Genomic DNA, 26,833 nt, shown 5'->3' with positions numbered 1-26,833 from the left:
ACAGTTTTTTATAGAGGGTTTTGTGCGTATCACCTTGATACATAACGAAATTCATATAATTGCTGTGGTATCCCAGGCTTTGATCCCGTACAGGTGCAACTTATTGGTACTGCTCATGAGCTTGCCCCCTCTGGGATTGCGGAAAAAACGGTGACGGATTATGCCACGGACGAGTCGCGTGGGCGCACGCCTGCGAATGCTTTGTGTCCGTTTGCGGGCATTTTTGCGCGGCTTAAGACCCATGTAGCGACACAGAGTGACCGATTAAGCCGTTAATATGGCACTTAGACGCTTCGCCCGGGTCCGTTACGGGTGTCAGTCAAAAGTCTCTCGTTTTGGGGAAATACACAATGCAGACAGCCTATACCGTCCTTATCTTGTTGACGCTGGTAGGTGTCTCACGATTGCTGGCCCGGGTGATCCCGCTGCCGTTGCCGCTGGTCCAGATCGCTGCGGGTGCGTTGCTTGCCTGGCCGACCCTGGGGCTGCATGTGGCGCTCGACCCCGAGTTGTTTCTCTTCCTCTTTTTGCCACCGCTGTTGTTCTCGGACGGTTGGCGCATGCCCAAGCGTGATTTCTGGCGGTATCGCGGGCCGATCCTGACGATGGCTGTGGGATTGGTGATCTTCACGGTCATCGGCGCAGGATATTTCATTCACTGGTTGTTGCCGAGCGTTCCTCTGCCGGTTGCTTTCGCCTTGGCTGCGGTGCTTTCTCCTACAGACGCCGTGGCGGTATCGGCGATCGCGCAGGATCGGCTGCCGGCGCCAATCATGCGCCTGCTGCAAGGCGAGGCATTGATGAACGATGCTTCGGGTCTGGTGACGTTCAAGTTCGCTCTGGCGGCTGCCATTACCGGCGTGTTCTCGCTCACCGACGCCAGCTTGACGTTCCTTCTTGTTGCTGTGGGCGGCCTGGCAGTGGGGGTGGTGTTGAGCTGGCTGGTGGGGCGTTTTCGCAGCTGGATGATTACCCGCGGCTGGGACGATCCGGCCACGCACGTGGTGTTCATGCTGTTGCTGCCGTTCGCCGCTTATGTGCTGGCGGAACGGCTTGGAGCGTCGGGGATTCTCTCGGCGGTGGCGGCAGGGATGATGCAGAGTTGGGTCGATCTTTTGCCGCGTCAGACCAGCACCCGATTGCTCAATCGCAGCGTCTGGACGCTGCTGGAGTTCGCGTTCAACGGTCTGATCTTCCTGCTGCTGGGCCTGCAACTGCCGGATATCGTCAGTGCTGTAACCCATCATGAAGTCACGCTGTGGCCGACGCTGGTTTGGCGCTGCCTGGATGTGCTGGCGATTTTCGTGGTGCTTGTGGTGCTGCGGTATGTCTGGGTGCGCAGTGTCTGGCGCCTGATGACTCGGATACGACGCTGGCGCGGGCGTGGCGATGGCTCACTGGAGTTGTCGACGCGCTCTTCGCTGCTGCTGACGGTCGGCGGCGTGCGCGGAGCGGTGACGCTGGCCGGTATCTTGTCGGTGCCGATGTTGATCGCCGCCGGGGTCGATTTCCCCGAACGCGATTTGCTGATCTTCATCGCCGCGGGAGTGATTCTGCTGTCGTTGGTGGTGGCCAGTGTGTGCTTGCCGCTTCTGCTGCGGGGAACGGTCAGCGAGCCGGATCTGATTTTGAAACGCGAAGTGCGCGAGGCCTGGAAGCTCACGGCGCAGGCGGCGATCCAGGCATTGGAGAACGAGGACATTCCGGGTGCCAGCCAATCGACGGACGCCGCGCAGGCGGTACTGGCCACCGAAGTGAAGTCGCGGATCATGACCGAGTACCGACATCGGCTGGATATATTCAACGACACCGCCGAGGCCCAGGCGCTGGCGTTCCAGATGGACCAGCTGGAAAAGCGCATGCGCATCAACGCTCTGAGGGCCCAGCGGCTGGAGCTTTACAGCATGCATCGTCATCGCAGGATCGGTGATGACGTACTGCGTTTGATACTGGCCGAACTGGACCTGAGTGAGGCCAACCTGGGCGTGGTGAAATGAACGTCAATCAGCTCAATGACCCTCATGAACTCTGGCGATCACCATACATCTGCGCATGAAAGCCTGGTCCCGAGCGCTCGGCGTCATGCCTGTATTATCGATCTCGAAGTCGCCCTGGGTATGCTCTTGAGGCACGTTGCGGCTTGCAAGCCAGGGTGGTGCCGCGCATGACAGAAGTGCAGTGGCGTTTTCAACATCGATTCCGTTCGTGAGAGGGCCGGGTCTGTTGCCCAGACCAACACTCACGAAAGGATATGCAGTTTGGTGAGCGGCAAGGCGTTACATGGATATGCCCGCCTGATGCTGATTCGCTTTCTGCACCGATCAGCGGCTGGTGACGAACTCGCGAATCCGTTGCGCCGCTTCGACGCACTCTGCCAGCGGAGCGACCAACGCCATGCGCACCCGGCCAGCGCCCGGATTGAAGCCATCGACATCCCGAGACAGGTATGAACCGGGCACTACCGTCACGTGTTCGGCTTCGAACAGATCGCGGCAGAACTGCGTATCATCGCCGCCGACGTTCGGCCATAAATAGAAGCTGCCGTCCGGGCGTTGCACGTCCATTACCGGAGACAGGATGCTCAACACAGCATCGTATTTCTCACGGTACAAGTCGCGGTTGGCGCGTACGTGTTCTTCGTCGCTCCATGCCGCGATGCTGGCCAGTTGAGTCTGAACCGGCATCGCGCAACCGTGATAGGTGCGATACAGCAGAAAGCTCTTGAGGATGTCGGCGTCACCGGCGACAAAACCCGAGCGCAGGCCTGGCAGGTTGGAGCGTTTGGACAGGCTGTGGAAAACCACACAGCGCTTGAAATCCTCGCGACCCAGCTCGGCGCAGGCAGTCAGCAAGCCCGGTGGTGGCGTGTCTTCGTCGAAATACAGCTCGCTGTAGCACTCATCTGCAGCAATCACGAAGTCGTACTCGTCCGCCAGAGTGATGAGTTTTTTCAGGGTTTCCAGCGGAATCAGCGCACCGGTCGGGTTGCCCGGCGAGCAGAGAAACAGGATTTGGCAGCGTTTCCAGATGTCCGCAGGCACCGCATCGAAATCCGGGTTGAAGCCGTGTTCGGCCAGGCAGGGCAGGTAATGCGGCTTGGCACCGGCCAGCAACGCCGCGCCTTCATAGATCTGATAGAACGGATTCGGACTGACCACCAGACCGTCATCGCTGCGATTGACCACGGTCTGGGTGAACGCGAACAGCGCTTCACGGGTACCGTTGACCGGCAGCACATGTTTGCTCGCATCCAGCCAACCTTGCGCAACGCTGAAACGACGCTCGCACCAGTTGACGATGGCTTCACGCAGGGCGGGAATGCCTGCGGTTGTTGGATACACGGCCATCTGGTCCAGGTTGTCAGCCAGGGCCTTGGCGACGAACGCCGGCGACTGGTGCTTGGGCTCGCCGATAGACAGGGCGATCGGGCGTTTGTCCGGGTTGGGCGTGACGCTGCCGAGCAGGACGCGGAGCTTTTCGAACGGGTAAGGCTGAAGCTGTAGCAGAGCGTTATTCATGGGCAATCGGTCTCAAGGAACGGGGCGCCTGCCCTGCGGGGAAGCAGGCGCCATTGAATATCTTGCAGAGGTGTTGTTTCAAATGCTGATGCGCAGTTCGCCACTGGGCTCGGCATTGACGCTGAGCTGGCGAACGATCGCATCCTGCAAACGGCTGCACAATTGCGGGTCGGACAGCGGCTGGTTGTTCTCGTCGGTGAGGAAGAACACGTCTTCCACGCGCTCGCCAAGGGTGGCGATCTTGGCGTTCTGCAGCGACAAGTCGAACTCCAGGAAGATTTTGCCGATGCGCGCCAGCAGCCCGGGGCGGTCCGGCGCGCTGAGTTCGAGCACGGTCACCGGGCGTTGGGCGTCGTTGGAAATCGTCACCACAGGGGCAAAGGCAAAATGCTTGAGCTGACGCGGCACGCGCCGTTTGATGATCGTAGGGTAGTCGTCCGGATTGCGCAGGGCTTCGGTCAGACCTTCGCGAATAGCCTTGATGCGCTCCGGGTTCTCGCCGATCGAGCCGCCATCGCTGTCCAGCACGATATAGGTGTCGAGGGTGAACTGGCTGGTCGAGGTGATGACCCGCGCGTCATGAATGTTCAGGTTCAGCTGATCCATCGCCGCAACGGTCACCGCGAAGAAGTCATGCTGGTCCGGCGCATAGATGAAAATCTGTGTGCCTCCTTCGAACTCTCGCTGCGTGGTTTCCTTGATCAGCACCAGAGGCCCGCCATCGGCCGGTTGCTGCAGGATCGCATCGCTATGCCAGGCCACGTCGCCTGCGGTGTGACGCAGGAAATAATCATCGCCCAGTTGCGACCAGAGCTGCTCGACATCGTCGGGGTCGGTGCCGTTGCGCACCAGAATATCCAGTGCGGCGCTTTGCGTGCGGCGGATCTGCTCTTCGCGATCCACAGGATTCTCCAGGCCGCGTTTGAGCGCGCGCTTGGTCTCGGTGTAGAGCTGACGCAACAGGCTGGCACGCCAGGAATTCCACAATGTCGGGTTGGTGGCGTTGATGTCTGCGATGGTCAGCACATAAAGGTAGTCCAGGTGCACTTCATCGCCGACGAACTGGGCGAAGTCGTGAATCACCTGCGGATCGGACAGATCCTTGCGCTGGGCCGTGGTGGACATCACCAGATGGTTTTGCACCAGCCAGACGATCAGTTGAGTATCCCAGTTGGGCAAGTGGTGGCGAACGCCGAACGCTTCGGCATCGGCTGCGCCAAGCTCGGAATGGTCGCCGCCGCGCCCTTTGCCGATGTCGTGGTACAGACCGGCCAGATAAATCAGCTCGGGCTTGGGCAGCTTGCCCATGAGCTTGCTGGCCAGCGGGAATTTCTCTGACACCTGAGTGTACTGAAGCTTACGCAGGTGTTTGATCAGGTTCAGGGTATGGGCGTCGACTGTATAGATGTGGAACAGGTCATGCTGCATCTGTCCGACGATATGCCCGAACTCCGGCAGGTAAAGACCGAGAATGCCGTAGCGGTTCATTCGGCGCAGGTTGCGATGAATACCGATCTCGCATTTGAACAGCTCGATGAACAGGCTGGTGTTGCGGATATCGTTACGGAAATCGTCGTTGATCAGATGCCGATGCTCGCGCAACAGGCGAATGGTATCCGCGCGCACGCCCTTGATTTCCGGGTGTTGAGCCATCAACACGAAAATCTCCAGCATTGCGAACGGCGTACGCTTGAAGACATTCGGGTTGGCCGCCTCGATGTAGCCGTCATGCAACTGGAACCGGGAGTTGATCGATTCGGTGACAGCGTGTTCATCGTCCGAAAGAATCACTTCCTCGAAGTGCTGGATGATCAGATCACTCAATTGGGCAATGCTCATGACCACCCGATAGTACTTCTGCATGAAGCGCTCGATGGCCAGTTTCGCATCACTGTCCTGATACCCCAGAAGCCCGGCGATGCTGGTCTGGTAGTCGAACAGCAAACGGTCTTCGGAACGGCCGGCGAGCATGTGCAGGGCGTAGCGCACCTTCCACAGAAACTCCTGGGAGGAGGCGAGCAACGCGTTTTCACTTTCCAGCAGAAACCCCTGATCGGCCAGCGCATGCAGATTCAGCGTGCCGTATTGACGCCGGGCGACCCAGAGGATGGTTTGAATGTCGCGCAGGCCACCCGGCGAGCCTTTAACGTTGGGCTCCAGGTTATATTCGGTGTCGAAATACTTGTGATGGCGGGTCTTTTGTTCGGCTCGTTTGGCCAGGAAGAAGTCCTTGCTCGGCCACATCTCGCTCGGGCTGGTGACTTCGAGCATGCGCTGGCGCAGACGCTCGGGGCCGGCGATGGTGCGGCTTTCCATCAGGTTGGTGATCACCGTCAGATCGGCGCGGGCTTCCGTTGCGCATTCGTCGACGGAGCGCACGCTCTGACCGACCTCAAGGCCGATGTCCCACAGAAGAGTCAGAAAGCGCTCGATGGAATCGCGGAAAATCTCATGGTCGGCGCTGTCCAGCAAAATCAGCAGGTCGATGTCGGAGTAAGGGTGCAGTTCACCGCGGCCGTAACCGCCGACGGCGAGCAAGGCGATATCGGCGTCCTCGCTCCAGTCGAACTGTTCCCAGGCTTGCTGCAGGATATTGTCGACGAACCATGCGCGGTCCTCGATCAGTCGACGAATTTCCCGGCCCGACCTGAAGCGTTCGTCGAGCACCTCACGGGCGTGACGAATGGCCTTCTTGAAGGCGGCGATGGGGCTCGCCTTCAATGCCAGCTCGGCCTGAAACTGGCCACGATCGAACAAATCTGGGTCCACCTGCGGCATGGAACTGCTTTCCTTCTATCTATATCGGCCAGCTACGCGTCAAGGGTGTGGGATCACGCCGATGTGCGGGGGATGGTGTCATCGCTGCGCAGGGTGAAGATCTCGTAACCGGTAGCGGTGACCAGAATGGTGTGTTCCCACTGCGCCGAGAGTTTGCGGTCCTTGGTGATGGCCGTCCAGCCGTCGCCCAGCAAGCGCGTGTCGGCCTTGCCTTGGTTGATCATCGGCTCGATGGTGAAGGTCATGCCTTCCTTCAGTTCCATGCCAGTGCCGGCCTTACCATAGTGCAGGACCTGCGGCTCTTCGTGGAACACCTTGCCGATGCCATGCCCGCAGTATTCCTTGACCACCGAGAAGCCGTTTTTCTCGGCGTGCTTCTGGATCACCTCGCCGATATCGCCCAGGTGGGCGCCTGGTTTGACCAGCTCGATGCCTTTATACATGCACTCCTGAGTGATCTTCGACAGACGTTCGGCCCACTCCGGCACCTTGCCTACATGAAACATGCGGCTGGTATCGCCGTGGTAGCCGTCCTTGATCACGGTGACGTCGATGTTCAACACATCGCCTGCCTTCAGCGGCTTGTCGTTCGGGATGCCGTGGCAGACAACGTGGTTGATGGACGTGCAGATGGATTTGGGAAAGCCCTTGTAGTTCAGCGGGGCAGGAATGGCCTTTTGCTCGTTGACAATGTAGTCGTGGCAGATGCGGTCCAGCTCGTCGGTGGTGACGCCTGGCTTGACGTATGCCTCGATCATTTCCAGTACGTCCGCGGCCAGACGACCGGCGATACGCATCTTCTCGATGTCTTCAGGGGTTTTGATGGTAACGGTCATACAAGGCTCTCTCGGCGCGGCAGGGCCGCAGCTAAAACACGGAAAACGCGATTCTACCAGACCGCCGCCGGGCGGGTTATCATCGCTTCCTTATATAGAAGCCGACAGGGCGTGTAGTACGGTGCCCTGAGCGGAGCAAAGCGTCGAAAAAACAGGATCTTGTTTCCGGTTCCGTTATTCATACTTTTGTGATATAAAATGCGCCGCTTTACGGGGTATACCCCGAAAGCTCAAACCCACACACGTGTCGACACGATGACCTGGGTGCCCTCGGCTCAAGCCGTTGGTTGGTCATTGGGATACGTGGAGGCCTAACCCGACTTATCAAGGAACTATCATGTCCCAAGTCAACATGCGCGATATGCTGAAGGCCGGTGTGCACTTCGGTCACCAAACCCGTTACTGGAATCCGAAAATGGGCAAGTACATTTTCGGCGCGCGTAACAAGATTCACATCATCAACCTTGAAAAAACCCTGCCTATGTTCAACGAAGCTCTGACTTTCGTTGAACGCCTGGCTCAGGGCAAAAACAAGATTCTGTTCGTCGGCACCAAGCGTTCCGCTGGCAAAATCGTTGCTGAAGAAGCAGCACGCTGCGGTTCGCCGTATGTCGATCACCGCTGGTTGGGCGGCATGCTGACCAACTTCAAAACCATCCGTGCCTCCATCAAGCGTCTGCGCGAGCTGGAAGTTCAGGCTGAAGACGGCACTTTCTCCAAGCTGACCAAGAAAGAGGCGCTGATGCGCACTCGCGATCTGGAAAAGCTGGATCGTAGCCTGGGTGGTATCAAGGACATGGGCGGTCTGCCAGACGCACTGTTCGTTATCGACGTTGATCACGAGCGCATCGCGATCACCGAAGCCAACAAGCTGGGTATCCCGGTTATCGGCGTAGTCGATACCAACAGCAGCCCGGAAGGTGTTGACTACATCATCCCAGGCAACGATGACGCCATTCGCGCCATCCAGCTGTACATGGGTTCGATGGCTGATGCCGTTATCCGTGGTCGCAACAACGTTGCTGGCGGCACCGACGTTTACGTTGAAGAAGCTCCAGCGGCAACCGTTGAAGGCTGAGTAGCAAACACGTAGCGTTTACTCAGTACGCAAAAAGGGGGCTTGGCCCCCTTTTTGCCACCTCGAAAACCATCTGGCGTTGCCATCGATCATTATTGTCATGCGCAGCCGTCACCATGGATTTTCAAGAATTTGAACGCCCGCCCGGCGGGTGGAATGGTTGAAGACCTATCCAAGAGGATTTTGAAATGGCAGAGATTACTGCAGCGTTGGTCAAAGAACTGCGCGAGCGTACTGGCGAAGGCATGATGGACTGCAAAAAGGCCTTGACCAAGGCCGGCGGCGACATCGAAAAAGCAATCGACGATATGCGTGCTTCAGGCGCAATCAAGGCAGCCAAGAAAGCAGGCAACGTTGCTGCTGAAGGCGCTATTGCAATCAAGGACAACGGCAAGCGCGCTGTTCTGATCGAAGTCAACTCGCAGACCGACTTCCTGGCCCTGCAGGACGACTTCAAGAACTTCGTCGCTGCCAGCGTCGCAAAAGCATTCGATCAGTCGGAGCTCACCGTTGAGCAACTGATCGAAGCTCAGGAAGCCGAGCGTACCGCTCTGGTTGCCAAAGTAGGCGAAAACGTCAACATCCGTCGTCTGGCGCGTGTTGAAGGCGACGTACTGGGTTCGTACCTGCACGGCAACAAGATCGGCGTTGTTGTGGCCCTGAAAGGCGGCGACGCTGAACTGGCCAAAGACATCGCTATGCACGTCGCAGCCAGCAATCCCGAGTTTCTGCTGCCTTCGGACGTTTCCGCCGAAGCGATCGAGCGCGAGAAGAACGTCTTCTTGCAACTGAACGAAGACAAGATCAAAGGCAAGCCTGCCGAGATCGCCGAGAAGATGGTTCAGGGTCGCATCAGCAAGTTCCTGGCTGAAGCTAGCCTGGTTGAGCAAGCGTTCGTCAAGAACCCGGAAATCAAGGTCGGTGATCTGGCCAAGAAAGCCGGCGCTGAAATCGTTTCGTTCACCTACTTCAAAGTGGGTGAAGGCATCGAGAAGCCAGTCGACAACTTCGCTGAAGAAGTCGCTGCTCAAGTAGCTGCCAGCAAGCAATAAGACGGTTCTCCAACTGTCGACCAAAGAGGCTGCCCGCTCACGCGCGCAGCCTCTTTGTCAAACGGCAGAAGGAATTTATTTTTCCAGGAAGCGCGGCTCATGAGGCTGCGAAATCCTGACGAAGTAGCCTAGAGTTAGCGCAGGCTGAAACGGCCCCGCAGGCTCAGAAGATTTTTTTAACGCCGCAGGAGAGATTCGCAATGGCTCAGCAGGGCAGTGGTTATCAAGCTCGCTATAAACGCATTCTACTCAAGCTTAGCGGCGAGGCCCTGATGGGGTCCGAAGAGTTCGGTATCGACCCCAAAGTGCTGGATCGCATGGCACTTGAAGTGGGTCAGCTGGTAGGTATTGGTGTGCAGGTCGGGCTGGTCATTGGCGGTGGCAACCTGTTCCGCGGCGCGGCACTCAGTGCTGCCGGGATGGACCGGGTCACCGGCGACCACATGGGCATGCTGGCTACTGTGATGAATGCCCTGGCCATGCGCGACGCGCTGGAGCGTGCCAACATTTCCGCCATCGTGATGTCGGCGATCTCCATGGTGGGCGTGACCGATCACTACGATCGTCGCAAGGCCATGCGTCACCTGAACGCCAAGGAAGTCGTGATTTTCGCCGCAGGCACCGGCAACCCGTTCTTCACCACTGATTCGGCCGCTTGTTTGCGTGCGATCGAAATCGACGCTGATGTCGTGTTGAAGGCAACCAAGGTCGATGGTGTGTACACTGCCGATCCATTCAAGGACCCGCATGCCGAGAAGTTCGATCATCTGACTTACGATGAAGTGCTGGATCGCAAGCTGGGCGTAATGGATCTGACGGCCATCTGCCTGTGTCGTGACCACAAGATGCCGCTGCGTGTCTTTAATATGAACAAACCCGGCGCCCTGCTGAACATCGTGCATGGCGGCGCGGAAGGAACCTTGATCGAGGAAGGCGAGCAATGATCAACGAAATCAAAAAAGACGCTCAAGAGCGCATGCAGAAATCCGTGGAATCCCTAGCCCACAACTTCGGTCGTATTCGTACCGGTCAGGCTCACCCGAGCATTTTGGAAGGTGTAATGGTGCCTTACTACGGCGCTGACACCCCGATCAAACAGGTTGCCAACATCACTGTGAAAGACGCCCGCACCCTGCAAGTCGTGGCGTTCGAGCGCAACATGCTGGGCGCCGTCGACAAGGCAATCGGTAGCGCCGGTCTGAACCTCAACCCGACTAACCTCGGTGAGTTGCTGCTGATCGCCATGCCTGCACTGACTGAAGAAACCCGCAAGGGCTTCACCAAGCAGGCTCGTGATGTCGCCGAAGACGCCCGTGTTGCCGTTCGCAACATCCGTCGAGATGCGAACAGTCAGCTGAAAGACCTGGTCAAGGAAAAAGAAATCAGCGAAGACGAGGAGCGCCGTGCCACTGGCGAGATCGACGATCTGACCAAGAAGTTCGTGGCTAAAATCGACGCGGATCTGGCGCAGAAAGAAAAAGACCTGATGGCCGTATAAGGGTCAGGAAGCTTTCATGGAAAAGACAAAGCTGGCAGTGCCGTCGGCGGTACCGCGTCATGTCGCGATCATCATGGATGGGAACAATCGCTGGGCTAAAAAGCGTCTGTTGCCGGGTGTGGCGGGTCACAAGGCTGGCGTGGATGCTGTCCGTGCGGTTATCGAAGTGTGTGCCGAGGCTAAGGTCGAGGTACTGACGCTGTTCGCCTTCTCCAGCGAGAACTGGCAGCGTCCGGCCGAAGAAGTGGGGGCGCTCATGGAGCTGTTCTTCACCGCTTTGCGCCGCGAGACCAAGCGTTTGAACGAAAACGGCATCAGTCTGCGCATCATCGGCGACCGTTCGCGTTTCCACCCCGAGCTTCAGGCTGCCATTCGCGAGGCTGAAGCCCGGACTGCCGGCAACACCCGCTTTGTCCTGCAGATCGCCGCCAACTACGGCGGTCAGTGGGATATCGCCCAGGCCGCGCAACGCCTGGCGCGTGAGGTTCAGGCCGGGCATCTGCGCCCGGAAGACATCACGCCCGAGCTGTTGCAGACGTGCCTGGCAACGGGTGATCTGCCGTTGCCGGACCTGTGCATACGCACCGGTGGCGAGCACCGCATCAGCAATTTCCTGCTTTGGCAGCTGGCATACGCCGAGCTGTACTTCTCCGACCTGTTCTGGCCGGACTTCAAACACGATGCCATGCGCCACGCGCTGGCCGATTTTGCTTCGCGCCAACGCCGCTTCGGGAAAACCAGCGAGCAGGTAGAAGCTGGAGCCCGTGCGTAATGCTCAAACAACGAATCATTACCGCGCTGATTCTCGCGCCCCTGGCGCTATGCGGCTTCTTCCTGCTCGACGGCGGCAGCTTTGCGCTGTTCATCGGTGCAGTGGTCGCGCTCGGAGCCTGGGAATGGGCGCGTCTGGCCGGTTTCGAAAGTCAGCCGATTCGCGTGGCATACGCGGTGGTGGTGGCTCTCCTGCTGTTCGTGCTGTACCTGCTGCCGGGGCTGGCGCCGTGGATTCTGGTGGCGGCGTTGATCTGGTGGATCGCGGCGACATGGTTGGTGCTGACCTACCCTGAGTCCAGCGAGCACTGGTCAAGTGTGCTCTGCAAGCTGGTCATCGGCCTGTTGATCCTGTTGCCGGCCTGGCAGGGCCTGATTCTCATCAAACTTGCGCCAATGGGTAACTGGCTGATTCTCTCGGTCATGGTCCTGGTGTGGGGCGCGGACATTGGTGCCTACTTTTCCGGAAAGGCATTCGGCAAGCGCAAGCTGGCGCCCAAAGTCAGCCCGGGCAAAAGCTGGGAAGGCCTTTTTGGCGGCCTGGCGGCATGCCTGCTGATCACCCTTGTGGTCGGCATTTACCGAGGCTGGGCGGTTTCCGAAATCCTGTTCGCGCTGGTGGGTGCGGCGATCGTGGTGCTGGTTTCCGTTGTTGGTGATCTCACCGAGAGCATGTTCAAGCGAAAATCCGGCGTGAAGGACAGCAGCAATCTGTTGCCCGGTCATGGTGGGGTGCTCGATCGTATCGACAGTCTGACTGCCGCGATTCCTGTGTTCGCTCTGCTGCTATGGGCTGCCAAAGACTGGGGCATGATGTGAGCCAGCCTCAGCAGATTACCGTTCTGGGGGCGACCGGCTCGGTCGGCCTGAGTACTCTTGACGTCATCGCTCGTCATCCCGCGCGCTATAAAGTGTTCGCGCTGACCGGTTATACGCGTTTGGCTGAGCTGTTGGCCCTGTGCGTTCGTCATACGCCGCAGTTCGCGGTGGTGCCGACGACCATAGCCGCGCGTCAGTTGCAGGATGACCTGCGCGCCGCCGGCCTCGACACCCGCGTCCTGGTGGGGGAGGGCGGTCTGTGTGAAGTCAGCGCCCATCCGCAGGTGGACACGGTGCTTGCGGCCATCGTCGGTGCGGCCGGATTGCGCCCGACGCTGTCGGCAGTGGAGGCGGGCAAAAAGGTTCTGCTGGCCAACAAGGAAGCCCTGGTCATGTCGGGCGCCTTGTTCATGCAGGCTGTGCGACGCAGTGGCACGGTCCTGTTGCCGCTCGATAGCGAACACAACGCGATCTTTCAATGTCTGCCGGGCAATTACGCAGGCGGGCTTGGGGCGGTGGGCGTGCGGCGGATTCTGCTCACGGCGTCCGGGGGGCCGTTTCGCCAGACGCCGCTGCCGGAACTCGAACATGCTTCACCCGAGCAGGCGTGCGCGCACCCGAACTGGTCCATGGGACGCAAGATTTCCGTCGACTCCGCCAGCATGATGAACAAAGGACTCGAGCTGATCGAGGCCTGCTGGTTGTTCGATACCGCCCCGGCGCGCATCGAAGTGGTGATTCACCCTCAAAGCGTCATTCATTCCATGGTGGACTACGTGGACGGTTCGGTGCTGGCTCAACTGGGCAACCCGGACATGCGCACGCCGATCGCCCATGCACTGGCCTGGCCGGAGCGCATCGATTCAGGCGTCGCGCCGCTGGATCTATTCAGCATCGCGCGCCTGGATTTTCAGGCTCCAGACGAATTGCGCTTCCCTTGCCTGCGTCTGGCGCGGCAAGCTGCGGAGGTCGGCGACAGCGCGCCTGCGGTTTTGAACGCTGTGAACGAGGTCGCGGTCGCGGCGTTTCTGGAACGGCGGATTCGCTTTCCGGAAATCGCGAGTATGATCGACGAAATTCTGAACCTTGAACCTGTTGTCGCGGTGAGCGAGCTGGAAACGGTGTTCGAAGTCGACGCCAGAGCGCGAGCACTGGCTGAGCAGTGGCTTGGTCGTAATGGCCGTTAAACGGCAAATGACGCTCGGCACAGGTTCACCGAAGCGGGTTGCCACTCAATGGGTGTCAGCCTGCGACGCCAAACCGGTATCCGGAGAACTGCGATGAGTGCGCTATATATGATTGTCGGCACCCTGGTTGCCCTGGGTGTGCTGGTGACCTTTCACGAGTTCGGCCACTTCTGGGTGGCCCGGCGTTGTGGTGTCAAGGTGTTGCGCTTCTCGGTGGGCTTCGGTATGCCGCTGTTGCGCTGGCAGGACCGTAAAGGCACCGAATATGTCGTGGCCGCCATCCCTCTGGGCGGCTACGTGAAGATGCTCGACGAGCGCGAAGGTGAGGTCCCGGCCGAACTGGTCGATCAGTCCTTCAATCGCAAGTCCGTTTATCAGCGCATCGCCATTGTCATCGCAGGCCCGGTCGCCAACTTTCTTCTGGCGATTGTATTTTTCTGGGTACTGGCGATGCTGGGCAGCCAGCAGGTGCGGCCGGTCATTGGCGGTGTCGAAGCGGGCAGCATCGCGGAAAAGGCCGGATTGACTTCCGGGCAGGAAATTGTATCCGTGGATGGCGAAGCCACCACCGGCTGGTCCGCTGTCAATCTTCAGCTGGTACGTCGCCTGGGCGAGACCGGCAGTATTGCGCTGCAGGTTCGCGAGCAGGGCTCTGACGTGGACACCCCGCACGCCCTGATTCTGGATAACTGGCTCAAGGGCTCCTCAGAACCTGACCCTATCCGCTCCCTGGGGATTCGCCCATGGCGTCCAGCGCTGCCACCGGTGCTGGCGGAACTCGATCCCGCCGGCCCCGCGCAGGCCGCCGGTCTGAAAACAGGTGATCGCCTCCTGGCGCTGGACGGCCAGCCGCTCAATGACTGGCAGCAAGTGGTGGACTGGGTTCGTGTCCGTCCTGATACCCGAATTTCGCTGAGTGTCGAGCGCGATGGTGCCAAAATCGACGTGCCGGTCACGCTGATCGCTCACGGGGAAGGCAAGACGGCAACCGGGTATCTCGGTGCCGGGGTAAAAGGTATCGATTGGCCTCCAGAAATGCTTCGCGAGGTCAGCTACGGGCCTGTGGCCGCCGTGGCAGAGGGCGCGAGGCGAACTTGGACCATGAGCGTGCTGACGCTCGATTCGCTGAGGAAAATGTTGTTCGGCGAGCTCTCGGTAAAAAACTTGAGCGGACCGATAACCATTGCTAAAGTGGCGGGCGCTTCGGCCCAGTCAGGTGTAGGTGACTTCCTGAATTTCCTTGCTTATCTGAGCATAAGCCTGGGAGTTCTCAATTTGCTGCCCATTCCAGTGCTGGACGGGGGGCACTTGCTGTTTTATCTGATCGAGTGGGCGCGTGGTCGTCCGCTGTCGGAAAAGGTGCAGGGCTGGGGGGTTCAGATCGGGATAAGTCTAGTGGTTGGAGTCATGTTGCTCGCACTGGTCAACGATCTGGGACGACTGTAAAAGCTACGCCGAATTGTGAATCTGCCGCATTTTGCGGCAGTTTGTTTATTGCCAGTTGGAATAAGAAAGGACTTCATGAAACGTCTGCTGCTAACTGCGGTTCTTGCCGTACTGATGATCGCCGAAGTTCACGCCGAGTCCTTCACTATCTCCGATATCCGTGTCAACGGCCTGCAGCGGGTGTCCGCTGGCAGTGTCTTTGGCGCGTTGCCGTTGAATGTGGGTGAACAGGCCGATGACGCGCGTCTGGTCGACGCAACGCGTGCACTGTTCAAAACCGGATTTTTCCAGGACATTCAACTCGGTCGTGACGGCAACGTTCTGGTCATTACCGTGGTTGAGCGTCCATCGGTGTCGAGCATCGAGATCGAAGGCAACAAGGCGATCACCACAGAAGACCTGATGAAGGGCCTGAAGCAGTCGGGTCTGGCCGAAGGCGAGATCTTCCAGCGTGCAACCCTCGAAGGCGTTCGTAACGAACTGCAGCGTCAGTACGTGGCTCAAGGCCGCTACTCGGCAGAAGTCGCCACCGAAGTCGTTCCTCAACCGCGCAACCGCGTAGGTCTGAAGATCAACATCAACGAAGGCGCAGTCGCCGCGATCCAGCACATCAACGTGGTGGGTAACTCGGTGTTCCCCGAGCAGGATCTGGTTGACCTGTTCGAACTGAAAACCACCAACTGGCTTTCCTTCTTCAAGAACGACGACAAGTACGCCCGGGAAAAACTTTCTGGCGACCTGGAACGTCTGCGTTCGTACTACCTGGACCGCGGCTATATCAACATGGATATCGCCTCGACTCAGGTCTCGATCACGCCTGACAAGAAAAGCGTGTACATCACCGTCAACATCCATGAAGGCGACAAGTACAGCGTCAAGTCAGTCAAGCTGAGTGGCGATCTGAAAGTGCCTGAAGATCAGGTCAAGTCACTGCTGCTGGTCAAGCCGGGCCAAGTGTTCTCGCGCAAGGTCATGACCACTACGTCTGAACTGATCACCCGTCGTCTGGGTAACGAAGGCTACACCTTCGCCAACGTCAACGGCATACCGACCCCGAACGATGAAGACCACACCGTGGACATCACCTTCGCAGTCGATCCCGGCAAACGTGCCTACGTGAACCGCATCAATTTCCGCGGCAATACCAAGACCGCGGATGAAGTGCTGCGCCGTGAGATGCGTCAAATGGAAGGCGGTTGGGCATCTACCTACCTGATCGACCAGTCCAAGACTCGTCTGGACCGCCTGGGCTTCTTCAAGGAAGTGAACGTTGAGACGCCTGCCGTGCCGGGTACCGACGATCAGGTTGATGTGAACTACGCCGTGGAAGAACAGGCCTCCGGCTCGATCACCGCCAGCGTCGGCTTCGCGCAGAGCGCCGGTCTGATCCTCGGCGGTTCGATCAGCCAGAACAACTTCCTGGGTACCGGTAACAAGGTCAGCATCGGCTTGACCAAAAGTGAATACCAGACGCGCTATAACTTCAGCTACGTCGATCCGTACTTCACCCCGGACGGTGTCAGCCTCGGTTACAGCGCCTTCTACCGCAAGACCGACTACGATGACCTCGATGTGGACGTGGCAAGCTACTCGGTAGACAGCCTGGGTGCCGGCATCAACATGGGCTACCCGATCAGCGAAACATCGCGTCTGAACTTCGGTCTGTCGGTACAGCAGGACTCCCTGAGCACCGGTACCTACACCGTCGACGAGATTTTCGACTTCATCGACAAGGAAGGCGACAGCTTCACCAACTTCAAGGCGTCTGTCGGCTGGTCCGAATCGACCCTGAACAAAGGCACCCTGCCGACTCGTGGCTCTTCTCAGAGCCTGACCCTGGAAACCACCATTCCTGGCAGCGACCTGTCGTTCTACAAACTTGATTACCGCGGTCAGTTGTTCCACCCGATCACCACCAACACCACGCTGCGTCTGCACTCCGAGTTGGGTTACGGTGACGGCTACGGTTCGACCTCCGGTCTGCCGTTCTACGAGAACTACTACGCAGGTGGTTTCAACTCGGTTCGTGGCTTCAAGGACAGTACCCTGGGTCCGCGCAGTACCCCCAGCCGCGGTGAAGCCAACGGTGGCAAACCTGGCACCATCGCTGACCCGGATCAGGATCCGCTGCCGTTTGGTGGCAACGTGCTGATCACCGGTGGTGCCGAGATCCTGTTCCCGCTGCCGTTCGTCAAGGACCAGCGCTCGCTGCGCACCTCTCTGTTCTGGGACGTGGGTAACGTATTCAACACCAACTGTGATAACGCCAAAACCACCCTCAGCGGTGAGAAGATCCAGTGCAACGGGCCTGAACTATCGGGTCTTGCAAGTTCTGTCGGCGTGGGCGTTACCTGGATCACTGCGTTGGGTCCGCTGAGCTTCGCGCTGGCCATGCCGGTCAAGAAACCGGACAACGACACCGAAACCCAGATCTTCCAATTCTCTCTCGGTCAGACCTTCTAAGGGTCTGATCATTGATCACGACAACGGATTCTGTAGGAGTTACAACGTGCGTAAGTTGACCCAATTGGCACTGCTGGCAACCGTTTTGGTCGCGGGCCCCGCATTCGCTGACATGAAGATCGCCGTACTGAACTATCAGATGGCACTGCTCGAATCGGATGCTGCCAAGAAGTACGCAGTCGACGCTGAAAAGAAATTCGGTCCTCAGTTGACCAAACTCAAGGCTCTGGAAAGCAGCGCCAAAGGCATTCAGGACCGTCTGGTAGCCGGTGGCGACAAGATGGCCCAGCCTGAGCGCGAGAAGCTGGAGTTGGACTTCAAACAGAAAGCCCGCGACTTCCAGTTCCAGTCCAAGGAGCTGAACGAAGCCAAGGCCGTTGCCGACCGCGACATGCTCAAGCAGCTGAAGCCGAAGCTGGACCAGGCTGTCGAGGAAGTGATCAAGAAAGGCGGTTTCGACCTGGTGTTCGAGCGCGGTGCCGTGATTGACGTCAAGCCACAGTACGACGTCACTCGCCAGGTCATCGAGCGCATGAACCAGCTGAAGTAACTTCATGACCGCGCCCATCACACTCGGCCATCTGGCCGAGTTCCTCGGGGCCACGCTGCGTGGCCCGGCGGACAAGGAAATATCCGGACTGGCCACCTTACAGGAGGCGGGCCCCGGTCAGGTCAGCTTTCTGGCCAATCCCCAGTATCGAAAATTCCTCGCCACGACCCAGGCCGCCGCCGTGCTCCTCAAGCCCGCAGATGCCGAAGGCTACGCGGGGGATGCACTGCTGATCGCCGATCCTTACCTGGCGTACGCGCGTATTTCCCATCTGTTCGATCCCAAGCCCAAGGCTGCTGCCGGTATTCATCCGACCGCAATCGTGGCCGAAGACGCTGTGGTCGATCCGAATTCCAGCATCGGACCCTATGTGATCATCGAGAGCGGTGCGCGGATCGCGGCAGGAGTCACCCTCGGTGCTCACTGCTATATCGGTGCCCGCAGTGTCATTGGCGAAGGCGGCTGGCTCGCGCCTCGCGTGACGCTGTATCACGATGTGCGCATCGGTCAGCGTGTGGTGATTCAGTCTGGCGCGGTGCTCGGTGGCGAGGGCTTCGGCTTCGCCAACGAAAAGGGCGTCTGGCAGAAGATCGCGCAGATCGGAGGCGTGACCATCGGCGATGACGTGGAGATCGGCGTGAACACGGCCATCGACCGCGGCGCCATGGACGACACACGCATCGGTAATGGCGTGAAGCTGGATAACCAGATTCAGATCGCGCACAACGTCCAGGTTGGCGATCACACAGCGATGGCGGCGTGTGTCGGCATTTCCGGCAGCGCGAAGATCGGCAAACACTGTATGCTCGCCGGCGGTGTCGGGCTGGTCGGGCATATCGAAATCTGCGACGGCGTGTTCATTACCGGCATGACCATGGTGACCCGTTCGATTACCGAGCCTGGTTCCTATTCTTCCGGGACCGCGATGCAGCCGGCTGCAGAATGGCGCAAAAGCGCAGCACGTATTCGCCAGCTCGACGATATGTCGCGGCGGCTGCAACAGCTAGAAAAGATTGTCGAGGCAGTGACCTCAGGCGGTAAAGCGTCATCTGATGGCTGATACCTTTTTCTTATCAAGTGTGCACAGCCGATAAACTGCCTCCTTGATTTGCTAGAGGAGTGCTGCGCATTTGTCGCGCACTCCCAATCTTTACTACAGGCTTGCTCTCGAAATGATGGACATCAACGAAATTCGCGAATATCTGCCCCACCGTTATCCGTTCCTTCTGGTGGATCGTGTGGTGGAGCTGGATGTTGAGAATAAAAGCATTCGTGCCTATAAGAATGTCAGCATCAATGAACCCTTCTTCAATGGTCATTTTCCCCAGCATCCAATCATGCCGGGCGTTCTGATCATCGAAGCGATGGCGCAGGCTGCGGGCATCCTCGGTTTTAAAATGCTTGACGTGAAGCCTGCTGACGGCACCCTGTATTACTTCGTGGGCTCCGACAAGCTGCGTTTCCGCCAGCCAGTGCTGCCGGGCGACCAACTGATCCTTGAAGCGAAGTTCCTGAGCTGCAAGCGTCAGATCTGGAAGTTCGAGTGCCAGGCTTCGGTAGACGGCAAGCCGGTATGCTCCGCAGAAATCATATGTGCGGAACGTAAACTATGAGTTTGATTGACCCTCGCGCAATCATCGATCCGACGGCCGTTCTGGCCGACAATGTGGAGGTCGGCCCATGGTCGATCGTCGGACCCGGTGTGGAAATTGGCGAGGGTACGGTGATCGGTCCCCATGTGATCCTGCGCGGCCCGACCAGAATCGGCAAACACAACCACATCTACCAGTTTTCCTCGGTAGGTGAGGACACGCCTGACCTCAAGTACAAGGGCGAGGCGACACGTCTGGTCATCGGTGATCACAACGTCATCCGCGAAGGCGTCACGATTCACCGTGGCACCATTCAGGACCGCGCCGAAACCACGATCGGTGATCACAACCTGATCATGGCCTATGCCCATATCGGGCATGACAGCGTCATCGGCAATCACTGCATCCTGGTCAACAACACAGCGTTGGCCGGCCATGTCCATGTAGCTGACTGGGCGATCCTGTCCGGCTTCACGCTGGTGCACCAGTATTGTCACATCGGCGCTCACAGCTTTTCCGGCATGGGCACGGCGATAGGCAAGGACGTTCCGGCGTTCGTCACCGTATTCGGCAATCCGGCGCAAGCGCGCAGCATGAACTTCGAAGGCATGCGCCGTCGTGGCTTCTCCGATGATGCGATTCACGCTTTGCGTCGAGCTTACAAGACGGTGTATCGTCAGGGCCTGACCGTGGAGCAGGCGGTAGTCGAACTCGCCGAACCCGCTGCGCAGTTTTCGGAAGTCGCGTTGTTCCTTGAGTCCATCCAGAACTCGACCCGCGGCATCACGCGTTAATCATGAGTGTCCTGCGTATTGCGCTGGTCGCTGGCGAGGCTTCCGGCGACATCCTCGGATCGGGTCTGATGCGCGCCATCAAGGCCCGACGTCCTGATGCACAATTCATTGGTGTTGGCGGCCCGCTCATGGAAGCCGAAGGCATGACGTCCTACTTTCCCATGGAGCGCCTTTCGGTCATGGGGCTGGTGGAAGTGCTGGGACGTCTGAAGGAGTTGGTGGCACGCCGCAAGCTGCTGATCCAGACCCTGATCGATGAAAAGCCGGATGTTTTCATCGGCATCGACGCCCCGGACTTCACCCTCAACATCGAACTCAAGCTGCGTCAGGCCGGGATCAAGACTGTGCATTACGTCAGTCCGTCCGTATGGGCGTGGCGGCAGAAGCGAGTGCTGAAAATTCGCGAAGGCTGCGATCTGATGCTGACCCTGCTGCCCTTCGAAGCGCGATTCTACGAAGAGAAAGGCGTGCCGGTGCGCTTCGTCGGGCATCCGCTGGCTGACACCATTGCGCTTGAAACCGATCGTCAGACTGCCCGCGCTGAACTGGGCCTGGGTGATGGCCCCGTGGTGGCCCTGATGCCCGGCAGCCGTGGCGGTGAAGTTGGCCGTCTTGGCGCGTTGTTCTTCGACACCGCAGAACGTTTACTGGCGCAGCGTCCGAACCTGCGTTTCGTCCTGCCATGCGCCAGTCCCCAGCGTCGTGCGCAGATCGAACAACTGCTACAAGGCCGCGATCTGCCGCTGACCTTGCTCGACGGTCGCTCCCAGGTCGCGCTTGCGGCCTGTGATGCGGTCCTGATCGCTTCGGGCACCGCGACGCTGGAGGCACTGCTGTACAAACGACCAATGGTGGTTGCCTATCGTCTGGCACCGCTGACCTACTGGATACTCAAGCGAATGGTGAAAAGCCCGTACGTGTCGCTGCCGAACCTGTTGGCCCAGCGTTTGCTGGTTCCGGAGCTTTTGCAAGACGCGGCGACTGCCGACGCCCTGGCGCAAACCCTGCTGCCATTGATCGACAATGGCGCGGAGCAGACCGTCGGGTTCGACGAAATTCACCGTACCTTACGTCGCGATGCGTCCAATCAGGCCGCCGATGCGGTATTGAGCCTGATTGGCCCGTCGCCTTCACGATGAGCGCGTAAACAATGCAAATGGGTCTGGATTTCAATCTGGTCGAAGATCTGGTCGCTGGTGTCGACGAAGTGGGCCGTGGCCCGCTGTGTGGCGCCGTGGTGACCGCTGCGGTGATCCTCGATCCCAAGCGCCCCATTCTGGGTTTGAACGACTCAAAAAAACTCACCGAAGCCAAGCGCGAAAAGCTGTTCGACGAGATCTGCGAAAAGGCCCTCTGCTGGCACATCGCGCGGGCTGAAGTGCACGAAATCGACGAATTGAACATTCTGCACGCCACGATGCTGGCGATGAAGCGCGCAGTCGAAGGCTTGCTGATCACGCCCAGGCTGGCGTTGATCGACGGCAACCGTTGCCCACAGCTGTCGGTGCCCAGCGCTCCGGTGATTCAGGGTGACGCTCAAGTGCCGGCCATCGCCGCAGCGTCGATTCTCGCCAAGGTTGCCCGTGATCGGGAAATGGGCGCGCTGGAGCTGGTCTATCCGGGATATGGCATCGGGGGCCACAAGGGCTATCCGACGCCGGTTCATCTGGAAGCACTGGCGCGCCTGGGGCCGACGCCGATTCACCGACGCTCCTTCGCACCGGTGCGCGCCGCCCATGAGGCTCGCGAGATGATGATCTCCACCGGGTTTACACCATTGCCGTTCAACTGAACGCGGGCTGATGTTTTGCTCAGAGGCCGGTACAATCCGGCCTTCGTTTTCTGTGCGCTATAGGATCAACATGCCGGCTTCTTTCGTTCATCTACGCCTGCACACCGAATACTCCCTGGTTGACGGTCTGGTCCGGGTCAAACCGCTGGTCAAGGCGCTGACCGGCTTGAACATGCCTGCGGTAGCGGTGACCGACCAGAACAACCTGTGTTCGCTGGTCAAATTCTATAAGACCGCCATGGGCGCCGGTATCAAACCGATCTGCGGTGCTGATATCTGGCTGGCAGGTCGCGATCGCGATGCGCCGCTGAGTCGCATGAGCCTGTTGGTGATGAATCCCAAAGGCTATCTGAACCTCACCGAACTGATCTCCCGCGGCTTCATGGACGGTCAACGCAATGGGCTGGTGATCATCGACCGCGAATGGGTGGCCGAGGCCAGTGAAGGGCTGATCGCTCTGTCGGCGGCCAAGGAAGGCGAAATCGGCATGGCCTTGTTGGGTGGCAATCCGGCTGAGGCCGATGAGCTGCTCAAGGAGTGGATGTCGGTGTTCCCGGACCGTTTCTATGTCGAGGTCCAGCGCACCAGTCGCATCAATGACGAAGAGCATCTGCACGCCGCCGTTGCCCTGGCCGAGCGTCACGGCGCGCCGCTGGTGGCGACTAACGATGTGCGCTTCATCAAGCAGGAAGACTTCGAAGCTCACGAAACCCGCGTCTGCATCGGCGAAGGCCGGGCGCTGGACGACCCTCGACGCTCGCACAACTACAGCGATCAGCAGTACCTGAAAAGCGCCGAGGAAATGGCCGAGCTGTTCAGCGACCTGCCCGACGCGCTGGCCAACACCGTCGAGATCGCCAAGCGTTGCAACATTGAAGTCAAACTGGGCACGCACTTTTTGCCCAACTTTCCGATTCCCGATGGCCTGACCATCGACGAGTATTTCCGCAAGGTGTCCTTCGAAGGTCTGGAAGAACGCCTGGCGGTGCTGTGGCCGAAAGAGACCACGCCCGACTACGAGGCCAAGCGTCAGGTTTATGTTGATCGGCTGAATTTCGAGCTGGATATCATCATCCAGATGGGGTTCCCCGGTTACTTCCTGATCGTGATGGACTTCATCCAGTGGGCCAAGAACAACGGTGTGCCTGTGGGCCCCGGCCGTGGGTCGGGTGCCGGCTCCCTGGTGGCCTATGTGCAGAAGATCACCGACCTTGATCCGCTGCAATATGACCTGCTGTTCGAACGTTTCCTTAACCCCGAGCGGGTTTCCATGCCCGACTTCGACGTCGACTTCTGCATGGATGGCCGCGATCGCGTGATCGATTACGTGGCCGAGAAATACGGCCGCAACGCGGTGAGCCAGATCATCACCTTCGGTTCGATGGCGGCCAAGGCGGTGGTGCGTGACGTTGCGCGGGTGCAGGGCAAGTCCTACGGCCTGGCTGATCGTCTGTCGAAGATGATCCCGTTCGAAGTCGGCATGACCCTGGAAAAGGCCTACGAGCAGGAAGAGATCCTGCGTGACTTCCTCAAGACTGACGAGGAAGGCGCGGAAATCTGGGAGATGGCCCGCAAGCTCGAGGGCGTTGTGCGTAACGTTGGCAAGCACGCCGGTGGTGTGGTCATCGCGCCAACCAAGCTTACCGACTTCGCCGCTATTTATTGCGATGAGGAAGGCAGCGGTCTGGTCACCCAGTTCGACAAGGATGACGTCGAAGCGGCGGGCCTGGTGAAGTTCGACTTCCTCGGCCTGCGGACGCTGACCATCATCGATTGGGCGATGAAGACCATCAATCGCGACCGCGCCAAGGTGGGCGAGGAACCGCTGGATATCGCGTTTATTCCGCTGGATGACGCCCCGACCTACGACCTGCTGCAGAAGGCCGAAACCACGGCGGTGTTCCAGCTTGAGTCGCGGGGCATGAAGGAGCTGATCAAGAAGCTCAAGCCCGACTGCCTGGAAGACTTGATCGCACTGGTGGCGCTGTTCCGTCCCGGCCCGCTGCAATCGGGCATGGTGGACGACTTCATCAACCGCAAGCACGGTCGCGCCGAGCTGTCGTATCCGCACGTCGATTACCAGTACGAGGGCCTCAAGCCGGTCCTGGCGCCGACCTACGGCATCATCCTGTATCAGGAACAGGTGATGCAGATTGCTCAGGTGATGGCCGGTTACACCCTCGGTGGCGCAGACATGCTGCGTCGAGCCATGGGTAAGAAAAAGCCCGAGGAGATGGCCAAGCAACGCGGTGGTTTCATCGAAGGTTGCAAGACCAACAATATCGACCCGGATCTGGCGGGTAACATTTTCGACCTGGTAGAGAAATTCGCAGGTTACGGCTTCAACAAATCCCACTCCGCCGCATACGGGCTGGTGTCGTACCAAACCGCCTGGCTGAAGAAGCACTACCCGGCGCCGTTCATGGCGGCGGTTTTGTCAGCGGACATGCACAACACCGACAAGGTCGTGACCTTGATCGAAGAAGTGCGGACCATGAAGCTGCGCCTCGACGCACCGGACGTGAACAACTCTGAATTCAAGTTCACCGTGAACGACGACGGTCGCATCGTGTACGGCCTTGGCGCGATCAAGGGCGTGGGTGAAGGCCCGGTCGAAGCGATTACCGAAGCGCGTCAGGCGGGTCCGTTCAAGGATCTGTTCGACTTCTGCGCGCGCATCGACCTCAAGCGCGTCAACAAACGAACCCTTGATGGCCTGATTCGCAGCGGCGCGCTGGATCGTCTCGGTCCGTTCTTCTTCGATGAGCCCAAACAGTATCAGGCCAACATCGACCGCAATCGCGGCGTGTTGCTGGCCACTCTGGAAGGAGCGATTCAGGCCGCCGAGCAAACGGCGCGCAGCCATGACAGCGGTCACGCCGACCTGTTCGGCGGGCTGTTCGTCGAAGCCGATGCGGATGTTTACGCGAACCATCGCGGAGCCAAAGAGGTCACTCTCAAGGAACGTCTGCGTGGCGAGAAGGAGACCCTGGGCCTGTACCTGACCGGTCATCCGATCGATGAATACGAAGGTGAGATTCGTCGATTCGCCCGTCAACGCATCGTCGATCTGAAACCGGCCCGCGACACCCAGACCGTTGCCGGCCTGATCATCGCGCTGCGGGTAATGAAGAACAAGAAGGGCGACAAGATGGGTTTCATCACCCTCGATGACCGCTCTGGCCGAATTGAGGCGTCGTTGTTCGCTGACTCGTTCCAGGCCGCTCAGTCGCTGCTGCAGACCGACGCGATGGTGGTCGTGGAGGGCGAGGTCAGCTCCGATGACTTCTCCGGTGGCCTGCGTTTGCGTGCCAAGCGGGTCATGAGTCTGGAGGAGGCGCGCACGGGGCTGGCCGAAAGTTTACGCCTGACGGTACGTAGCGAGGCGCTCAAGGGCGATCGTTTACGCTGGCTGGGAGACTTGTGCAGGAAGCACCGGGGAGCGTGCCCGATCACACTCGATTACACCGGGCAGGAGGCCCGCGCGTTGTTGCAGTTCGGCGAAGCGTGGCGGATCGATCCCGCGGACAGCCTGATTCAGGCGCTGCGTGACCAGTTCGGACGAGAGAACGTCTTCCTGCAGTATCGCTGAAAGCTGACCTTACGAATTATTTAAACTCGACCGCAAGGCGCCTGCTCCATTAAGGTATGGCGCTTACGGATCAACCGGCCGGCCTCTTGGCCGTCGACCCAAGACGGATGCCTATGAACCCGAATTTTCTGGATTTCGAACAGCCGATTGCTGACCTGCAAGCCAAAATTGAAGAGCTGCGTCTGGTTGGCAATGACAACTCGCTGAACATCGGCGATGAAATCTCTCGACTGCAAGAGAAGAGCAATACGCTCACCGAAAGCATTTTCGGCAACCTGACCAGTTGGCAGATCGCGCGCATGGCGCGTCATCCGCGTCGTCCGTACACACTGGACTACATCGAACACATCTTTACCGAGTTCGACGAGCTGCATGGCGACCGCCACTTCTCCGATGACGCTGCAATCGTTGGCGGCATCGCGCGTCTGGACGAACAGCCAGTGATGGTGATCGGTCACCAGAAGGGCCGTGAAGTGCGCGAAAAAGTACGTCGCAACTTCGGCATGCCGCGTCCCGAGGGCTACCGCAAGGCGTGCCGTCTGATGGAAATGGCCGAGCGTTTCAAAATGCCGATCCTAACCTTCATTGATACGCCAGGCGCTTACCCCGGCATCGACGCTGAAGAGCGCAACCAGAGCGAGGCGATCGCCTGGAACCTGCGGGTCATGGCACGTCTGAAGACCCCGATCATCGCCACCGTAATCGGCGAAGGCGGTTCGGGGGGCGCGCTGGCCATCGGCGTCTGCGATCAACTGAACATGCTGCAATATTCCACTTACGCGGTCATTTCGCCGGAAGGCTGCGCATCGATTCTATGGAAGACCGCAGAGAAGGCGCCGGACGCTGCTGAAGCGATGGGCATCACCGCCGAACGCCTCAAGGGGCTGGGCATCGTCGACCAGGTCATCGATGAGCCGCTGGGTGGCGCGCACCGTGATCCGGCTGCGGCGTCGGCCTCGATACGTGAATCACTGAGCAGCCAACTGGCCATGCTCAAGAAGTTCAGCCATGACGAACTGCTGGCGCGTCGCTATGACCGCTTGATGAGCTACGGCATTTAACCGGAG

21 protein-coding genes are annotated in these 26,833 nt (G+C 59.0%); 18 read left to right on the top strand and 3 right to left on the bottom strand.

What is annotated here, in order from left to right; genetic code table 11:
• Positions 1-350: 350 nt before the first annotated feature.
• Positions 351-1,997: a Na+/H+ antiporter gene (locus tag CE491_RS26870; protein WP_110951348.1), complete on the top strand. Its 1,647-nt coding sequence runs from the start codon at positions 351-353 to the stop codon at positions 1,995-1,997.
• A gap of 324 nt (positions 1,998-2,321) precedes the next feature.
• On the opposite strand, the gene dapC is transcribed toward CE491_RS26870, so the two are convergent.
• The 3 genes from dapC to map form a co-directional block, all read right to left on the bottom strand.
• Positions 2,322-3,518: a succinyldiaminopimelate transaminase gene (gene dapC, locus CE491_RS26865; RefSeq protein WP_110951347.1), complete on the bottom strand. Its 1,197-nt coding sequence runs from the start codon at positions 3,516-3,518 to the stop codon at positions 2,322-2,324.
• Positions 3,519-3,596: 78 nt separating this feature from the next.
• Complete coding sequence (locus CE491_RS26860; protein WP_110951346.1) at positions 3,597-6,296, bottom strand: [protein-PII] uridylyltransferase; 2,700 nt, start codon at positions 6,294-6,296, stop codon at positions 3,597-3,599.
• A 53-nt stretch (positions 6,297-6,349) separates the two neighbouring features.
• The gene (gene map / locus CE491_RS26855; RefSeq protein ID WP_110951345.1) at positions 6,350-7,132 is read right to left on the bottom strand and encodes a type I methionyl aminopeptidase; all 783 of its coding nucleotides are present in this window, start codon (positions 7,130-7,132) and stop codon (positions 6,350-6,352) included.
• Between the two features lie 337 nt (positions 7,133-7,469).
• Between map and rpsB the strand changes: the two genes are divergently transcribed.
• From rpsB to accA, 17 genes are all read left to right on the top strand, one after another.
• Complete coding sequence (gene rpsB / locus CE491_RS26850) at positions 7,470-8,210, top strand: 30S ribosomal protein S2 (protein WP_110951344.1); 741 nt, start codon at positions 7,470-7,472, stop codon at positions 8,208-8,210.
• A gap of 188 nt (positions 8,211-8,398) precedes the next feature.
• Entirely contained in the window at positions 8,399-9,262 is an 864-nt protein-coding gene (gene tsf / locus CE491_RS26845; RefSeq protein WP_110951343.1) for a translation elongation factor Ts, read from the top strand.
• A gap of 200 nt (positions 9,263-9,462) precedes the next feature.
• Positions 9,463-10,206: a UMP kinase gene (gene pyrH, locus CE491_RS26840; RefSeq protein ID WP_019692086.1), complete on the top strand. Its 744-nt coding sequence runs from the start codon at positions 9,463-9,465 to the stop codon at positions 10,204-10,206.
• Positions 10,203-10,760, top strand: coding sequence for a ribosome recycling factor (gene frr / locus CE491_RS26835; protein WP_110951342.1), 558 nt, complete (start codon positions 10,203-10,205; stop codon positions 10,758-10,760). The genes pyrH and frr overlap by 4 nt, the downstream gene beginning before the upstream one ends.
• Before the next feature lie 16 nt (positions 10,761-10,776).
• Entirely contained in the window at positions 10,777-11,532 is a 756-nt protein-coding gene (gene uppS, locus CE491_RS26830; RefSeq protein WP_110951341.1) for a polyprenyl diphosphate synthase, read from the top strand.
• The gene (locus CE491_RS26825; protein ID WP_110951340.1) at positions 11,532-12,350 is read left to right on the top strand and encodes a phosphatidate cytidylyltransferase; all 819 of its coding nucleotides are present in this window, start codon (positions 11,532-11,534) and stop codon (positions 12,348-12,350) included. The genes uppS and CE491_RS26825 overlap by 1 nt, the downstream gene beginning before the upstream one ends.
• Positions 12,347-13,537 carry a 1-deoxy-D-xylulose-5-phosphate reductoisomerase gene (gene ispC, locus CE491_RS26820; protein ID WP_110951339.1) on the top strand — a complete coding sequence of 397 codons (1,191 nt, stop codon included), beginning with the start codon at positions 12,347-12,349 and terminating at the stop codon, positions 13,535-13,537. Before CE491_RS26825 ends, ispC begins: the two co-directional genes overlap by 4 nt.
• Before the next feature lie 93 nt (positions 13,538-13,630).
• A complete protein-coding gene (gene rseP, locus CE491_RS26815; RefSeq protein ID WP_110951338.1) occupies positions 13,631-14,983 on the top strand; it encodes a sigma E protease regulator RseP in 1,353 nt (450 codons plus the stop codon).
• 75 nt (positions 14,984-15,058) lie between these two features.
• Entirely contained in the window at positions 15,059-17,446 is a 2,388-nt protein-coding gene (gene bamA, locus CE491_RS26810; protein ID WP_110951337.1) for an outer membrane protein assembly factor BamA, read from the top strand.
• Between the two features lie 46 nt (positions 17,447-17,492).
• On the top strand, positions 17,493-17,996 hold the full coding sequence (locus CE491_RS26805) for an OmpH family outer membrane protein (protein WP_110951336.1): 504 nt from the start codon (positions 17,493-17,495) through the stop codon (positions 17,994-17,996).
• Positions 17,997-18,000: 4 nt separating this feature from the next.
• Positions 18,001-19,056 carry a UDP-3-O-(3-hydroxymyristoyl)glucosamine N-acyltransferase gene (gene lpxD, locus CE491_RS26800; protein ID WP_110951335.1) on the top strand — a complete coding sequence of 352 codons (1,056 nt, stop codon included), beginning with the start codon at positions 18,001-18,003 and terminating at the stop codon, positions 19,054-19,056.
• A 112-nt stretch (positions 19,057-19,168) separates the two neighbouring features.
• A complete protein-coding gene (fabZ, locus tag CE491_RS26795) occupies positions 19,169-19,609 on the top strand; it encodes a 3-hydroxyacyl-ACP dehydratase FabZ (protein ID WP_074752726.1) in 441 nt (146 codons plus the stop codon).
• Positions 19,606-20,382: an acyl-ACP--UDP-N-acetylglucosamine O-acyltransferase gene (gene lpxA, locus CE491_RS26790; protein WP_110951334.1), complete on the top strand. Its 777-nt coding sequence runs from the start codon at positions 19,606-19,608 to the stop codon at positions 20,380-20,382. The genes fabZ and lpxA overlap by 4 nt, the downstream gene beginning before the upstream one ends.
• A 2-nt stretch (positions 20,383-20,384) precedes the next feature.
• Positions 20,385-21,521, top strand: coding sequence for a lipid-A-disaccharide synthase (gene lpxB, locus CE491_RS26785; protein WP_407681375.1), 1,137 nt, complete (start codon positions 20,385-20,387; stop codon positions 21,519-21,521).
• A gap of 11 nt (positions 21,522-21,532) precedes the next feature.
• Complete coding sequence (gene rnhB, locus CE491_RS26780) at positions 21,533-22,174, top strand: ribonuclease HII (RefSeq protein ID WP_110951332.1); 642 nt, start codon at positions 21,533-21,535, stop codon at positions 22,172-22,174.
• A 70-nt stretch (positions 22,175-22,244) separates the two neighbouring features.
• A complete protein-coding gene (gene dnaE / locus CE491_RS26775; protein WP_110951331.1) occupies positions 22,245-25,766 on the top strand; it encodes a DNA polymerase III subunit alpha in 3,522 nt (1,173 codons plus the stop codon).
• Positions 25,767-25,879: 113 nt separating this feature from the next.
• Positions 25,880-26,827: an acetyl-CoA carboxylase carboxyl transferase subunit alpha gene (gene accA, locus CE491_RS26770; RefSeq protein WP_110951330.1), complete on the top strand. Its 948-nt coding sequence runs from the start codon at positions 25,880-25,882 to the stop codon at positions 26,825-26,827.
• Positions 26,828-26,833: the final 6 nt, after the last annotated feature.

This window comes from Pseudomonas bohemica (genome assembly GCF_002934685.1).
In the GTDB taxonomy this organism is placed as follows: Bacteria; Pseudomonadota; Gammaproteobacteria; order Pseudomonadales; family Pseudomonadaceae; genus Aquipseudomonas; species Aquipseudomonas bohemica.
Note: the sequence above shows the minus strand (reverse complement) of the source record. Positions and strands in the feature narration are given on the sequence as shown.

Bases quoted from the DNA above. Each gene is read 5' to 3' on its own strand.
- uppS (WP_110951341.1), top strand. From the start codon at position 10,777: ATGGAAAAGACAAAGCTGGCAGTGCCGTCGGCGGTACCGCGTCATGTC.
- pyrH (WP_019692086.1), top strand. From the start codon at position 9,463: ATGGCTCAGCAGGGCAGTGGTTATCAAGCTCGCTATAAACGCATTCTA.
- rpsB (WP_110951344.1), top strand. From the start codon at position 7,470: ATGTCCCAAGTCAACATGCGCGATATGCTGAAGGCCGGTGTGCACTTC.
- accA (WP_110951330.1), top strand. From the start codon at position 25,880: ATGAACCCGAATTTTCTGGATTTCGAACAGCCGATTGCTGACCTGCAA.
- frr (WP_110951342.1), top strand. From the start codon at position 10,203: ATGATCAACGAAATCAAAAAAGACGCTCAAGAGCGCATGCAGAAATCC.
- rseP (WP_110951338.1), top strand. From the start codon at position 13,631: ATGAGTGCGCTATATATGATTGTCGGCACCCTGGTTGCCCTGGGTGTG.
- fabZ (WP_074752726.1), top strand. From the start codon at position 19,169: ATGATGGACATCAACGAAATTCGCGAATATCTGCCCCACCGTTATCCG.
- lpxA (WP_110951334.1), top strand. From the start codon at position 19,606: ATGAGTTTGATTGACCCTCGCGCAATCATCGATCCGACGGCCGTTCTG.
- rnhB (WP_110951332.1), top strand. From the start codon at position 21,533: ATGCAAATGGGTCTGGATTTCAATCTGGTCGAAGATCTGGTCGCTGGT.
- CE491_RS26860 (WP_110951346.1), bottom strand. From the start codon at position 6,296: ATGCCGCAGGTGGACCCAGATTTGTTCGATCGTGGCCAGTTTCAGGCC.
- bamA (WP_110951337.1), top strand. From the start codon at position 15,059: ATGAAACGTCTGCTGCTAACTGCGGTTCTTGCCGTACTGATGATCGCC.
- map (WP_110951345.1), bottom strand. From the start codon at position 7,132: ATGACCGTTACCATCAAAACCCCTGAAGACATCGAGAAGATGCGTATC.
- CE491_RS26870 (WP_110951348.1), top strand. From the start codon at position 351: ATGCAGACAGCCTATACCGTCCTTATCTTGTTGACGCTGGTAGGTGTC.
- dapC (WP_110951347.1), bottom strand. From the start codon at position 3,518: ATGAATAACGCTCTGCTACAGCTTCAGCCTTACCCGTTCGAAAAGCTC.
- tsf (WP_110951343.1), top strand. From the start codon at position 8,399: ATGGCAGAGATTACTGCAGCGTTGGTCAAAGAACTGCGCGAGCGTACT.
- dnaE (WP_110951331.1), top strand. From the start codon at position 22,245: ATGCCGGCTTCTTTCGTTCATCTACGCCTGCACACCGAATACTCCCTG.
- lpxB (WP_407681375.1), top strand. From the start codon at position 20,385: ATGAGTGTCCTGCGTATTGCGCTGGTCGCTGGCGAGGCTTCCGGCGAC.
- lpxD (WP_110951335.1), top strand. From the start codon at position 18,001: ATGACCGCGCCCATCACACTCGGCCATCTGGCCGAGTTCCTCGGGGCC.
- CE491_RS26825 (WP_110951340.1), top strand. From the start codon at position 11,532: ATGCTCAAACAACGAATCATTACCGCGCTGATTCTCGCGCCCCTGGCG.